We start from the raw sequence: 15,057 nt of genomic DNA on the forward strand, positions 1-15,057 counted from the left end.
GTTTCTAGTTTAATGTTTTTCCTCCTTTTTCTCCAGTTCGTATTCTATATGCTTCTTTGATGTCACTTACAAAAATTTTCCCATCGCCTACTTCACCTGAAGAAGCCGACTCTATAATTGCTTTTATAGCAATTTCTTCGAAACTGTCATTAACCACAATAGATAAATACCTGCGTTGTATATCACTAGTGCTATATGAAACACCTCTGTATACATGACCTTCTTTTTCGTTTCCAAGACCAGTTACATCCCAGTAGGAGAAAAAATTTACTCCAACATCGTGTAAAGCTTCTTTGACAGCAGAAAACTTTGATTTTCTAATTATTGCTTCAATTTTCTTCATTGTTTATAAAATTTTAGTTGTTAGAATGTGTAGATTGCTGCTAATGTAAATGCAGCTAAATTGTCCGTTGCTTCACCATCATTATCAATATATGGCATGCTATTACTCCAAGAATCTAATCTAATTTCTGGCTTAATAATAAAGTCTTCTATAGTATAGCTCCCAGTTAATGTTGTGGCAAATACACTTGGTAAATCATCACCATCACCATGCAGACTAAAGTATTCTCCTCTTAAGCCTATTGAAAAACTATCAGAAGTAGCTAACTGTGGGTAAAGTGCCGCGCCATAAAAACCTGAACCATCATTATCATTGTAAGCAGCATTGATGCCTAAATAGAAACTGTCAGTCAGATCAAAACCACCTGTGTAGTCAATTTCAAACCCTAAACCACCATGTTCACCACTGTCATAGTACAAGTTTAAATACTGTCCAGAATAACCTAATTGAGCTCCTAATGCATATTCTCCTGTCATGGAAATATTGTTAGTATCCCAAGGATTGGTAACGGCTAACATTAAGCTGAAATCATCTCCTAAAGCAAAATCTGCCTTTAAACCAAGATGTGAAAATGGACCGCTTGAGAATAAATAAGAAGTACTATAGTTAAAGTTTGCAGCCGGAGCTATGACTTCATAACCTAAAAAAGTGTTCCATCGTCCAAATGTTAAGGTTGTTCCTTCAGATACGTTCCAGTAAACATATGCTTGATTCACAATACCATCAACTATATCAGAATTAAAAGTGGCAGCAGAACCTCTTGGTCCCGTAACTAAATCAAGAACTGCTCCTACTTTATTTCCTTCGTAGCTAATAATAACATTTCCCATGCCCAAGGCAAAACCAGACTGATCAGCAAAAGCGGTACCGAAAGATACTTCTTCATTATCTGGAGCAGTTAGGTATGTTTGAAAGTAGGCATCCACACTTCCGCTAAAACTGAATTTCTTTTTTTCTTCACTGTCTTCTTGGGCAATTAAACTAAATGCTATTAAAAACATAGAAAGTGTAATAATTTTTTTCATAATTAATCTATTAAGTGTTAATATTTATTTTTGAAGCTTCAAAACTATATAAAAAAATAGTTACCCCATAAATTTTAAGGGTATTGTGGTGTATTTTTATTAATTTAATATTTTATGCCCTATTTTTTTATGGGTACATGATTCATAGTAGATAAAATTTCATAATTTGTAAATTTTGATGTTGAATTATTTTTACTTTATATCTCTCACTTGTGTTATTTCTTTATTATATTATCTTCAATTGCAAGTATTTTCCATTAAGTATTGATATTTTGTACAGAAATGACAATTGAGGTTTTCATAAAATGGGTTTGATATAATTGAAGAATTAGCATTATTAATTAAATTATTTCCAAATCCCATAATTCTAGAATAGGTATTATTGTTCTTTTATTACTAGTACATATATTAGTTAATTATTAGTGTGTGTTTTAAGCTAAATTTTTTTGATTATGTTGAAGAAACAAGGGATGTATTTACCAGAATTTGAACATGAAAATTGTGGGGCAGGTTTTATTTGTAGTTTGAAGGGTACAAAGTCTAACAATATTATACATAAGGCTTTAGAGATTCTTGAAAAATTAGACCATAGAGGTGCTGTGAGTTCAGATGGTAAAACAGGTGACGGTGCTGGAATTTTAATAGATATTCCTCATGATTTTTTTGTTAAGAACTGTAATTTTAAACTGCCAAAATCTGGAGATTACGCGGTTAGTAATGTTTTTTTACCAAAAAAAGAAAACCAAAGGCAGTACTGCATCAATATTTTTGAAAAGTTTATAAAAGAACAAGAGCTTCATATTATAGGTTGGCGCGATGTGCCAGTAGATGTTTCTGTATTGGGTGAAATTGCTGCTGTTACAGAACCTTACACTAAACAAATTTTTATAGGAAAATCTAATGCCAAACAAGATAGTTTCCAGTTTAATTTAAAATTATACATTGCACGAAAAAAAGCTGAACACGCTATTTATGGTTCAAAATTATCAGAAAATTCATTTTTCTACCTTCCAAGCCTTTCTTCAAAAACTATTATTTATAAAGGGTTATTAATTCCTGAAGACATAAAGCTATATTACAAAGATCTAAAAGATCCATCACTCGTTACAAGACTGGCTTTAGTTCATCAACGATTCTCAACCAATACTTTCCCAACGTGGGATTTAGCACAACCATTCAGGTATATGTGTCACAATGGCGAAATAAATACTTTAAGAGGAAATGTATCTAGAATGTATTCTAGAGAAGAACTAATGCAAAGTGATTGGTTTGGTTCTTCGATTAAAGAAATCCTTCCAATAGTATTACCAAAAAAATCAGATTCAGCATCTATGGATATGGTAGTTGAGCTTTTGTTAATGACTGGCAGACCTCTTCCAGAAGTTATGATGATGTTAATTCCTGAAGCATGGGAAAAAAATGAAGAAATGTCTGATTCAAAAAAAGCATTTTATGAATATAATTCTTGTTTAATGGAACCTTGGGATGGCCCTGCATCAATTCCATTTACCGATGGCGATTATATAGGTGCTGTTTTAGACAGGAATGGATTAAGACCTTCTAGGTATACAGTTACTAAAGACGATTATGTAATTATGTCTTCAGAAACAGGTGTTATAGATATTAATCCAAAAAACATTGAATATCATGGTAGGCTTGAACCAGGAAAAATGTTTTTGGTTGATATGAATCAAGGAAGAATAATTAATGACGAAGAGATCAAAGAACATATAGCGTCTAAACATCCATACAGAAAATGGTTAAATAATAATTTAGTGCTGTTGAAAAGTATTCCTTATAATGATTGTCCTGTATTTTATAATCAGGAAAATCTCCATAAAAGAATGACGGTTTTTGGTTATACTCAAGAAGATATAAACACAATTATTTTGCCAATGGCTCAAAATAGTAAAGAGCCAATAGGTTCAATGGGAAGTGATACACCTATTGCCGTATTATCAGAACGCCCTCAATTAATCTATAATTATTTTAAGCAACTTTTTGCTCAAGTAACAAATCCACCTTTAGATGGCATTAGAGAAGAATTAATTACGGATATTAGTCTTACTCTGGGAAAAGATTATAACATTTTTGATATAAATGATAACCATTGTAAGAAGTTAAAAATTAATAATCCTGTAATTTCTAAACAGGATCTTGATAAAATAAAAAGTTATAAAAATCCAGATTTTAAAATCTCTTCCTTATCTATTACTTACCCAGTTGTAAAAGGCCACAATGGTTTAGTTGAAGCATTAGAGAATTTAATACATGAGGCATCTATTGCTATAGACCAAGGAACCAACATTATTATACTATCTGATAGGGCTGTTGATAAAGAAAATGCTCCAATTCCAGCTTTATTAGCTTGTTCGTATATAAACAATGGGCTTCAAAAATTAGGAGAACGTTCTAAAATAAGTGTTATCATTGAATCTGCCGAACCAAGAGAAGTTCATCATTTTGCATTACTGTTTGGGTATGGCGCAAGTGCTATAAACCCTTATATGGTCAATGAAATTATCGAAGATAGAATTAATGATTTAGAAACTTCGAGTATCACAACAGAAGAGGCCATACAAAACTACAACAAAGCCGTTGGGAAAGGCATCTTAAAAGTCATGAATAAAATAGGAATCTCAACACTTAATTCTTACAGAGGCTCTCAATTATTTGAATGTATAGGCATCAATACCAAAACAGTAAACAAATATTTTCCAAATACAGTAACCAGGATTCAAGGAATTGGTTTGTTAGAAATTGAACAAGAAATAAGTAAGCGTTACAAAAAAGCCTATCGAGATCAAAATATTGCTGCCGAATTAGATCTAGAAGTTGGAGGTCAATACAGATGGAGGAGAAATGGAGAACATCATTTGTTTAATCCATTAACTATTGCCAAACTTCAAGAATCCGTAAGGAGCAACAAACCAAAAACATATAAAGAATATTCAGAATTAGTAAACAATCAAACCAAAAAATTAATGACTATTAGAGGTTTGTTTGAATTTACAAACTATGATCCTATTCCTGTTGACGAAGTAGAGCCTTGGACAGAAATTGTAAAACGCTTTAAAACTGGTGCAATGTCTTATGGTTCTATAAGCAAGGAAGCACATGAAAATCTAGCCATTGCAATGAATAGAATTGGTGGCAAAAGTAATTCTGGTGAAGGAGGTGAAGATCAAGAACGATTTTACAAAGATGCTAATGGTGACTGGAAAAATAGTGCCATAAAGCAAGTAGCTTCTGGTCGTTTTGGCGTAACTTCAAATTATCTTACCAATGCTTCAGAGATTCAAATAAAAATGGCTCAAGGTGCAAAACCTGGTGAAGGAGGTCAATTACCAGGTCCAAAAGTAAACCCATCAATTGCCAAAACCAGAAATTCTACACCTTATGTTGGTTTAATTTCGCCTCCACCTCATCATGACATTTATTCTATAGAAGATTTATCACAGTTAATCTATGATTTAAAATCTGCTAACAGAGAAGCAAGGATTAATGTAAAACTAGTTTCAGAAGTTGGAGTTGGTACAGTAGCAGCAGGTGTTGCAAAAGCTAAAGCCGATGTTATTTTAATTTCTGGACATGATGGAGGCACAGGAGCCTCTCCATTAACCTCATTAAAGCATGCTGGTTTACCTTGGGAACTTGGACTTGCGGAAGCACAACAAACTCTAGTGATGAATAACTTGAGAAATCGGGTGGTTTTGGAATGTGATGGACAATTAAAGACTGGACGTGATGTTGCTATTGCTTGTTTACTTGGTGCCGAAGAGTTTGGTTTTGCGACTGCACCATTGGTAGCATCAGGTTGCATAATGATGCGTGTATGTCATTTAAATACTTGTCCTGTAGGAATAGCGACCCAAAACCCAGAATTGCGCAAGAAGTTTGAAGGCAAACCAGAGCATGTTGTTAATTTCATGTACTTCATTGCTCAAGAATTAAGAGAGATAATGGCTCAACTTGGTTTTAGAACAGTCAATGAAATGGTTGGGCAGGTTCACAAACTTGATAGAAATAATACCATAGAACATTATAAGGCTTTAGGCATTGATTTGTCTCCAATTTTACATAAGATATCTGTTCCGAGTGGAACTAAATTATATCATACTGAACTACAAGATCATTATATAGAAAAATCATTGGATTTTGAGATCATTAATAAAGCCCATCCAGCACTTTTTAGAAAAGAAAAAACAGTTTTAGACTTTAATATAACAAATAGACACAGAGCTTTTGGAGCAATATTAAGTAATGAGATATCTAAAATTTATGGCGCTCAAGGATTACCAGAAAATACGTTGAAAATTAATTTTACTGGATCTGCAGGGCAAAGTTTTGGGGCTTTTGCTACGTATGGTTTGACTTTAGTTGTTAGTGGCAATACCAATGATTATTTAGGCAAAGGTCTTTCTGGAGCCAAATTAATTGTGAAAGTTCCTGAAGAAGCCACTATAATTCCAGAAGAAAATATTATTATTGGTAACGTAGCATTGTATGGTGCTACTTCAGGAGAGATTTATATAAATGGAAAAGCCGGAGAACGTTTCTGTGTTAGAAATTCAGGTGCTAAAGCTGTTGTAGAAGGCATTGGAGATCATGGTTGCGAATATATGACCGGAGGAATTGCCGTTATTTTGGGTGAAGTTGGTAGGAATTTTGGAGCCGGTATGAGTGGTGGAATAGCATATATTTATGATAAAAATAATTCATTTAAAAGGAACTGTAATACTGAAGGTCTTAATCTAGATCCGGTTGTTGAACAAGAAGATATTCAAACTTTAAAAGATTTAATTGAAAATCATTATAATGCAACTTTGAGTCCTCTGGCGCAACGTATTCTTGAAAAATGGGAAGTTGAATTGCCAAAATTCATCAAAGTACTACCTGAAGAATATAAACAAGCTCTCATGAGATTAGAAGCTGAAAACCTTATTATAAAATAGTGATTATGGGAAAGATAACAGGATTTTTGGAATATACTAGAGAGGTTGAAACTTATCAACCTGTTAAAAAAAGGGTGAAAAATTACAAGGAATTTACGATTCCTATGGAAGAAAATGCTCTAAAAAATCAAGGCGCAAGATGTATGGATTGTGGTATTCCATTCTGCCATAGTGGTTGTCCTTTAGGGAATTTGATTCCAGATTTTAATGATATGGTATATAAAGGCAAATGGAAAGAAGCATCTCAAATTCTTCACTCTACAAACAATTTTCCCGAATTTACTGGAAGATTATGTCCAGCGCCTTGTGAAGAGGCCTGTGTGCTTGGTATTAATGAAGACCCTGTGAGTATAGAAAATATTGAAAAAAATATTGTTGAAACAGCCTTCAAGGAAGGTTGGATAACCGCTCAAAAACCAGAAAAAAGAACAGGAAAAAAGGTTGCCGTAATTGGTTCTGGTCCGTCAGGATTAGCAGCTGCCCAACAACTCAACAGGGCTGGACATCTCGTTAACGTTTTTGAACGTGATGCAAAAGCAGGTGGCCTTTTGCGTTATGGTATTCCAGATTTTAAGCTTGAAAAACATATTATCGATAGAAGATTAAAAGTTCTTGAAGAAGAAGGAATCGTATTTAAAACAAATGCCCACGTTGGTGAAAATGTAAGTGTAGAAACTTTAAAGAGTGATTTTGACGCCATTGTTCTTTGTGGTGGTGCTACTGTAAAGCGTTCGATTCCTATAAAAGGTGCTCATTTAAAAGGCGTATATCAAGCTATGGACTTTTTAAAACAAAACAATCAACGTGTAGATGGATTATCCAAATTTGATGAAGTATTAACTGCAAAAGATAAAAACGTTATTGTTATTGGAGGTGGTGATACCGGATCAGATTGTATAGGAACCTCTAACAGACATGGTGCAAAATCTGTTACAAATTTTGAAATATTGAGTAAACCAACAACTGGTAGACCAGCTGAACAGCCTTGGCCATATTGGCCTATGCGACTTCGTACCAGCTCATCACATAAAGAAGGTGTAGAACGTTTCTTTAGTATTTCTACAAAAGAATTTATAGGTGATAAAAATGGAAATTTAAAAGGTCTTACAACGGTTGAAGTTGAATGGATTTACAAAGAAGGTGAAAGGCCTCAATTAAAGGAATTGCCAAACACAGAAAAGAATTGGGATTGTGATTTGGCACTTTTAGCATTAGGATTTACTGGGCCAGAATCAACATTATCTGAACAACTTGGGTTAGAGACAGATTTTAGAACTAACATTAAGGCAACAACCAATAGTTATATGACGAACGTTTCAGGTATTTTTACAGCAGGAGATATGCGAAGAGGACAATCACTTATAGTTTGGGCAATTTCAGAAGGAAGACAAGCAGCTCACTATGTTGATACTTATTTAATGGGGCATTCTAATCTTCCATTAAAAGATGATAACGATTTGCCTAGAGTTTAATTTTAAATTTTTTTAACAAAACATTTAATTGCAAATTATATATTTGCATTTCATATTTTAAGATGAAAAAAAGTAGAATTGCATTTTTCCTATCATTAATTTTTTTATCGCTAATAATAACTCCTGCGATATTATCTTCTTTACATGAAGATTTTAATTTTACTATGTCTTTTGATTTAAATGAAGAAGAGAATAAAGGAAATGAATTAAATAAACTCTTTGAATTTGATGATTTTCAACCTCAAATTATTAGGCATAATTTCATTTTAAAAGAAAACAAAGCTAATTTCGTTTTTTATGCAATGGCTTATAATTCCTCTCATATTATTTTACATTCTCCTCCTCCAGAATTATTATAAATTAGAAAAAAAGTTTATGTAAAACTTTTTTTAGAAATCAAAAAAACAAATACTGTCTTAAAAAGTTTCATTTTAGCTAATATTTAGCTAAAATAAATATGGATAAATTTGTATTTAACATAAAATAAACATAACATAACTGGTAATAAAAATTAAAAACATATTATGAAAGCACATACTAGAGAGACTCAAGCAACAATGACTCCTCAAAAATCTTTACAATATTTAAAAGAAGGGAATATTAGATTTCAAAATAATTTAAAAGCAAATAGAAACCTATTAGAGCAAGTTAATGACACTAGTGAAGGACAATTTCCGTTTGCAACAATTTTAAGTTGTATAGACTCCAGAGTTTCAGCCGAACTTGTTTTTGACCAAGGTCTTGGCGATATTTTTAGCGTTCGTATTGCAGGTAATTTTGTAAATGAAGATATTTTAGGCAGTATGGAATTTGCTTGTAAGCTTGCTGGAACAAAACTCATAGTTGTTCTTGGTCATACAAGTTGCGGTGCAGTAAAGGGTGCGTGTGATGACGCAAAACTCGGGAATTTAACCAAACTTATTGAAAAAATAACTCCAGCAGTAAATGCTGTATCAGAACCTCAAGATGACAATTTAAGAAATTCAAAAAATATTGAATTTGTGGATTCAGTTTCAAAAAAGAATGTAGAACTTACCATAGATAGAATTCATTCAGAAAGTCCTATTCTTTCAGAAATGGAAAAGAATGGTGAAATCATGATTATTGGTGCTATGTACGACATTAGCGATGGCTCTGTTACTTTTTATGAATAATTAATAATGAGGTTACAAAAATTAATTATGAAAAAGAAATTAAGTTTGGTCGCACTAACTTTTTTATTAGTGCTTCCTAACTTAAATAATGCACAAGACAGTAATTTCGGAAACTGGCTAATTTATCTTGGTAATAAACAAATAGATACCAAATGGAATATCCATCATGAAGTTCAATATCGTAATTATAATATTATAGGTGATTTAGAGCAACTTCTTTTAAGAACTGGTTTAGGATATAGTTTCAATGAAAACAAGAGTAACGTTTTGTTGGGTTATGGATACATTCTGTCTGAAAACTACATCCCAAATTCTGATGATAAGTCATCTGTGAATGAGCATAGAATATTTCAGCAATTTATTTCAAAACAAAGCATTGGAAATGTAACACTAAACCACAGATACAGGTTTGAACAACGTTTTGTAGAGTCAGATTTTAAGCTGCGATTTAGATATTTTCTTGGATTGAACGTTCCTTTTTCTAAATCAGAATCCAATAAATATTACTTTTCGGCATACAACGAAATATTTTTGAATAGTAAAAGCTCCATTTTTGACAGAAATAGATTATATGCGGGAATTGGATATAAAATCAATAATAATTTAAAACTCGAAGCTGGTTATATGAACCAGTTTTTTGAAACAACAAATAGAGATCAATTTAACATAATAACATTCTTTACTTTTTAATAAGTTTAATCAAAAAAATCAATAGAAATATGAATAAATTATTTTCTAATATTAAAGGTGATGCTTTCGGTGGAATTACAGCTGGTATAGTTGCACTTCCTTTAGCACTTGCCTTTGGAGTGTCCAGTGGTTTAGGGCCAACTGCGGGATTGTATGGCGCAATCTTTATAAGCTTTTTTGCTTCTCTTTTCGGAGGCACAAACACTCAAATCTCTGGGCCTACAGCTCCAATGACTGCTGTAAGTATGGTCATCATTGCAGGAATAATTGCTGCAAATGACGGTGATGTTAATAAAGCTCTTCCAATAATTTTAACTGTGTTCTTACTTGCCGGTTTGATGCAAATAGGTTTGGGAGCTTTAGGTTTGGGAAAATATATCAGGTACATACCTTATCCCGTGGTTTCTGGTTTTATGACTGCCATAGGAGTCATTATTTTGGCAACACAAATTTTGCCTTCTCTTGGATATTACCCAAAAGAGGATATAGAATTTGTAAATCAGTTTAAACCGCAAGCAGAAGAACTTATCCTTGAAAACATTTTGAAAGAAGAAGCAGGAGAAGGCATTTTAGTGCTTGAGAATTTTAAAGAAACCATTTCTCGTGCAGAATTAATAACCCAAGAGGATATTCTTAAAGAATCACAAACGCTGGCTGCAAAAGATGCGTCTGGGGCTTTTGGAGCTTTAAAAGCCGTTCCAAGAGCTTTACAAAATATAATCTGGTTAGAGCTAATTCTTGCCTTGGGTACTATTTTTATTATCTATGGTTTTAAACGCATTACTAAAGCAGTTCCTAGTACGCTTGTCGCATTGATTATCATGTCTGGAATTGCAGTTGGTTTTGGTTTAAATTATAGGCCTATTGAAGAAATTCCTAGTGGCTTACCAATCCCAAATTTAGAAATATTTACTCAATTTAGTTTGGCCAGTATTACACCATACATATTTACGGCACTCACATTATCACTTCTGGGTGCTATAGATTCATTATTAACAAGTGTTGTAGCCGATAACATGACCAAAACTAAACACAAACCAAATAAAGAATTGGTAGGTCAAGGCATTGGAAACAGTATTGCTGCAGTTTTTGGAGGTATTCCAGGTGCTGGTGCCACAATTAGAACTGTTGTCAATATCACATCTGGAGGAAAAACCAAACTTTCTGGAATGATTTCTGGGTTAATGCTTTTAATAATTTTACTAGGATTAGGGCCAGTTGCATCAAAAATTCCTGCAGCTGTTTTAGCAGGTATTCTGATCACAGTTGGTATTGGTGTTATGGATTATAAAGGTTTGAAAGCTATTCCAAGTTTACCAAAAGACATGAAGATTGGACCTTTGAAATTCAGTTCAGAAGTCATAGTAATGATAATTGTATTGCTCCTTTCAACGTTTTGGAATTTAGTATATGCAGTTGGAATTGGGTTGGTTATTGCTTCACTCATGTTTATGAAGAAAATTGGAGATTTAAGTGCAGAGCGTTCTGATGTAAAACCAATAAAAGAAGAAGCATGGGATGATGAAATAGGGTTTCCAGAACAACTTAAAGAGAAAGTCTTTATTAAACATATTAAAGGTCCTCTTTTCTTTGGAAATACCAGTAATTTTCAACAGCTAACAGCTCAAATACCATCTACGGCATCACATGTTATTATGCGTTTAGACCGTATGCAATATATGGATCAGTCCGGATTATATGCGATGGAAGATATGCTGCAAGATTTGAAAAAACAAAACATTGAAGTATTATTTGTGGATATATTAAATCAACCCAGATATATGATGGAGCGTATTGATATTATTCCAGATTTTATTCCTGAAGAGCATATTTTCAGTACATTTAAAGAATGTACTATGTGGATTAAAGAGAATCTAAAAAGTTAAAACTATTACGGCATAAAACAAAGTACTTCGTTTTATGCCGTATTCCACTTTTAGTGTCTTTATGTAGCTGAATTATTAAAAGGAATATTTAATAAGCGTTAGTTTCCTGACTGTTGTTTAGCGTCTTCTATCATTTTTTCGTTTGGTAAAATAGCAACGTTTACCCTTCGGTTTTTAGCTCGTCCTTCAGTTGTTGAATTATCATACAATGACTGCGCTTCGCCAAACCAATTGGTAGTAAACCGTCCAGCGCTCAATCTTTTATTTGTAAGATAATTTGTTACGGCATAAGCTCTGTTTTTAGAAAGTGTCATATTATACGCTTCAGTACCAACACTATCTGTATGTCCTACTACTAGAATATTAGTATCTGGATATTCTACAAATACGCCTGCAAGTTTATCTAATGTCTGTTGGGAAGCTGCATTAATATTGTATTTATCTGTCGCAAAATGAACACCGCTAGTTTCATCAAACGTCACAACAATAGCATCATCAATGCGTTCTACTTTGGCACCAGGAATTTCTTCTTCGATCTTTTGTGCTTGCTTATCCATTTTACTACCAATCAACACACCAGCTGTACCGCCTGCGACACCGCCAATAACGGCACCAAGTTCACCATTTCCTCCCTTTCCTACATTGTTTCCAATAATGGCTCCAATTACGGCACCACTAGCAGCTCCAATTACGGCACCTTTTTGTTTATTATTTGCATTATCTACTGCCTTGCAGTCAGTTAAGATAAGTGAAAAAAATATCAATCCTATTTTATTTAAAATTGTTTTCATAATGATTAAAGTTTAGTGAAATTCATTTGAATATTGAATGGTTGTCCATCTACATTTACGGTTTGTTGCCATTGCATGGTTATCTCGGTTAAAGACATTAGTTTTAATCTAAATCCTTGATTTGTTTTAGATTTATTTTTGTTGTCTGTTGGTTTCAATAAGAAATCGTAAAGCCCCGTTTCAGCGTTTACTTCTTGAATAGTAAACACAAAATTACGCACTCCTGTAGAGCAAGTTGAATCGTTAATGGTATATGTTCCTGTGTTATTATTTGGAATGAATTGCCATGTACTGTTTTCAAAGCAATTTTTTGAAGTGTCATTAAGTAGCGTTACATTATATTTTCCGGCTTCGCTATAGGTTATTGAATTTAATGTCCAATTCCCTTTAATGGCTGTTTTTGAATTTCTTACCGTTTTTGAAGAACCACAACCAATCAAGCCAACTGCCAAAAAAATTAATATTATTCTTTTCATAATTTTAAACATTTAATATGGCACAAAGGTGCAACACCTATTGAAATTTCATATTATATGATTATGAATTTTGATTATATAATTTCCATTTTAAATGATAATAAATCAACTTATATGTAAGCCATTGGGAACACTATTGTCATCTGGATTTATAAACACATATTTCCCATCAAGAGTTTCGGTCATTAGAATCATGCCTTCGCTTTCTACGCCACGCAGTTTTCTTGGTGCAAGGTTTATTAAAACAGTGACTTTTTTACCAACAACGCCCTCGGCGGTGAAACTTTCAGCAATACCAGAAACAATGGTTCTAACATCAATTCCTGTATCAACTTTTAAAACAATAAGTTTTTTAGTCTTTGGCATTTTTTTAGCTTCCAAAATAGTTCCAACACGTATATCTAGTTTTGTAAAATCATCAAACGTAATGGTTTCTTTTTGAGGCTCCACTGTTTTGCTTTCAGCTTCATTTGCCTTTTTACTGGCTTCAAGTTTCTCTAATTGCACTTCAATCTCTTTATCTTCAATTTTACTGAAAAGTAATTCGGCTTTTCCAATTCTATGACCAGATAGCAATAAAATTTCTTTTAATGAAATGTCTTCCCAAGAGTTATCAACTTTACTAGAATTGGCATCCAAAATCTCTTTCAACTTAACCGAGGTAAACGGCAAAATAGGCTCACACAATGTCGCTAATGCCGATGCAATTTGTAAAGCTACAAACATGATGGTTTGTGTTCTGGTCCCATCTACTTTAATAACTTTCCAAGGCTCTTCATCTGCCAGATATTTGTTGCCCAATCTTGCAAGGTTTAACAATTCTTGACTTGCTTCTCTAAATCTGAAGCGTTCGATGGAGTTTGAAATAATTCCTGGAAATGTTTTTACAGTTGCCAAAGTTTCGTTATCAACCTTTGAAAATTCACTTGGTATTGGGACAATTCCGCCATAATATTTATTAGTAAGAACAACCACTCTATTTATAAAGTTCCCGAAAATGGCTACTAATTCGTTATTGTTTCTCGCTTGAAAATCTTTCCAAGTAAAATCGTTGTCTTTAGTTTCTGGCGCATTTGCTGTTAACGCATAACGCAAAACATCCTGCTTTTCTGGAAACTCTTCCAAATATTCTGGTAACCAAACGGCCCAGTTTTTTGAAGTAGATAATTTATTACCTTCTAAGTTCAAGAACTCATTTGCTGGCACATTTTCGGGTAAAATATAGCCGCCTTCAGCTTTCAACATTGCAGGGAAAATAATGCAATGGAATACGATATTGTCTTTACCTATAAAATGAACCAATGTAGTATCCTTATCCTTCCAGTAAGGTTTCCAATCTTTACCAACGCGTTCAGCCCATTCTTTGGTTGAAGAAATGTACCCAATTGGCGCGTCAAACCAAACATACAAAACTTTGCCTTCTGCTTCTGGAAGCGGAACAGAAATTCCCCAATCCAAATCACGAGTTACTGCTCGCGGACGTAAACCATCATCAATCCAAGATTTACACTGTCCGTAAACATTCGATTTCCAATCATTTTTATGCCCTTCAAGAATCCATTCTTTTAAAAAGGCTTCATGTTTGTCTAATGGTAAAAACCAATGTTTAGTTTGCTTTAAAGTTGGTACATTTCCTGTAATTGCAGATTTCGGATTTATTAAATCTGTTGCATTAAGGCTCGAGCCACAATTCTCACATTGGTCGCCATAAGCTTCTTCATTTCCACATCTAGGGCAAGTTCCTGTTACAAAACGATCTGCCAAAAACTGATTGGCTTCTTCGTCATATAACTGTTCTGTAATCTCTTCTACAAACTCACCTTTTTTATAGAGATCCAAAAAAAATTCTGAAGCGGTTTCATGATGAATCTTTGCCGAAGTGCGCGAATAATTATCAAAAGAAATTCCAAACTCGTCAAACGACTCTTTGATTATTGCATGATACTTATCTACTACATCTTGAGGCGATACACCTTCCTTTTTTGCTTTTATAGTAATAGGAACTCCATGCTCATCACTTCCGCAAATGAATGCCACATCATTTCCTGTTAATCGTAAATAACGAGCATAAATATCAGCCGGCACATACACACCAGCTAAATGCCCAATATGTATAGGTCCATTGGTGTAAGGAAGTGCAGCAGTAATTGTATATCGTTTTGACATTTGGTTTCTTTTGAAGGGGTAAAAATACATAATTTGAAAGCGAATTAGAAAAGGAATTCTTGAGAAGTTCGTTATATTTACAAAAAGCCTATTTTATGT

The 15,057-nt window shown here is 33.4% G+C and carries 11 protein-coding genes; 6 read left to right on the forward strand and 5 right to left on the reverse strand.

Features of this window, described 5'->3' with window-relative positions; genetic code table 11:
• Nucleotides 1–4: 4 nt before the first annotated feature.
• Together AAFP94_RS11285 and AAFP94_RS11290 are read right to left on the reverse strand one after the other, a co-directional pair.
• A complete protein-coding gene (locus tag AAFP94_RS11285; protein ID WP_316662838.1) occupies nt 5–343 on the reverse strand; it encodes a P-II family nitrogen regulator in 339 nt (112 codons plus the stop codon).
• 20 nt (nt 344–363) lie between these two features.
• The gene (locus AAFP94_RS11290; RefSeq protein ID WP_316662839.1) at nt 364–1,368 is read right to left on the reverse strand and encodes an outer membrane beta-barrel protein; all 1,005 of its coding nucleotides are present in this window, start codon (nt 1,366–1,368) and stop codon (nt 364–366) included.
• Nucleotides 1,369–1,820: 452 nt separating this feature from the next.
• Between AAFP94_RS11290 and gltB the strand changes: the two genes are divergently transcribed.
• The 6 genes from gltB (at nt 1,821) to AAFP94_RS11320 (ending at nt 11,525) form a co-directional block, all read left to right on the forward strand.
• Nucleotides 1,821–6,323 (forward strand): glutamate synthase large subunit, encoded by a 4,503-nt coding sequence (gene gltB / locus AAFP94_RS11295; protein ID WP_316662840.1) that lies wholly within the window; start codon nt 1,821–1,823, stop codon nt 6,321–6,323.
• A 5-nt stretch (nt 6,324–6,328) separates the two neighbouring features.
• Complete coding sequence (locus tag AAFP94_RS11300; protein WP_316662841.1) at nt 6,329–7,795, forward strand: glutamate synthase subunit beta; 1,467 nt, start codon at nt 6,329–6,331, stop codon at nt 7,793–7,795.
• A gap of 62 nt (nt 7,796–7,857) precedes the next feature.
• On the forward strand, nt 7,858–8,154 hold the full coding sequence (locus AAFP94_RS11305; RefSeq protein ID WP_316662842.1) for a hypothetical protein: 297 nt from the start codon (nt 7,858–7,860) through the stop codon (nt 8,152–8,154).
• 165 nt (nt 8,155–8,319) lie between these two features.
• Nucleotides 8,320–8,949 (forward strand): carbonic anhydrase family protein, encoded by a 630-nt coding sequence (locus tag AAFP94_RS11310; RefSeq protein WP_316662843.1) that lies wholly within the window; start codon nt 8,320–8,322, stop codon nt 8,947–8,949.
• A gap of 27 nt (nt 8,950–8,976) precedes the next feature.
• The gene (locus AAFP94_RS11315) at nt 8,977–9,639 is read left to right on the forward strand and encodes a DUF2490 domain-containing protein (RefSeq protein WP_316662844.1); all 663 of its coding nucleotides are present in this window, start codon (nt 8,977–8,979) and stop codon (nt 9,637–9,639) included.
• A gap of 29 nt (nt 9,640–9,668) precedes the next feature.
• Nucleotides 9,669–11,525: a SulP family inorganic anion transporter gene (locus tag AAFP94_RS11320; protein ID WP_316662845.1), complete on the forward strand. Its 1,857-nt coding sequence runs from the start codon at nt 9,669–9,671 to the stop codon at nt 11,523–11,525.
• Between the two features lie 98 nt (nt 11,526–11,623).
• On the opposite strand, the gene AAFP94_RS11325 is transcribed toward AAFP94_RS11320, so the two are convergent.
• The 3 genes from AAFP94_RS11325 to metG all read right to left on the reverse strand — a co-directional run bounded on the left by AAFP94_RS11325 (nt 11,624) and on the right by metG (nt 14,958).
• Nucleotides 11,624–12,316, reverse strand: coding sequence for an OmpA family protein (locus tag AAFP94_RS11325; RefSeq protein WP_316662846.1), 693 nt, complete (start codon nt 12,314–12,316; stop codon nt 11,624–11,626).
• Between the two features lie 5 nt (nt 12,317–12,321).
• Nucleotides 12,322–12,792, reverse strand: a complete 471-nt coding sequence (locus AAFP94_RS11330) for a lipocalin family protein (protein ID WP_316662847.1) — start codon at nt 12,790–12,792, stop codon at nt 12,322–12,324.
• A 105-nt stretch (nt 12,793–12,897) separates the two neighbouring features.
• On the reverse strand, nt 12,898–14,958 hold the full coding sequence (metG, locus tag AAFP94_RS11335) for a methionine--tRNA ligase (RefSeq protein WP_409628594.1): 2,061 nt from the start codon (nt 14,956–14,958) through the stop codon (nt 12,898–12,900).
• Nucleotides 14,959–15,057: the final 99 nt, after the last annotated feature.

It is taken from the genome of Gilvirhabdus luticola (assembly GCF_040117515.1).
Lineage (GTDB): Bacteria > Bacteroidota > Bacteroidia > Flavobacteriales > Flavobacteriaceae > Gilvirhabdus > Gilvirhabdus luticola.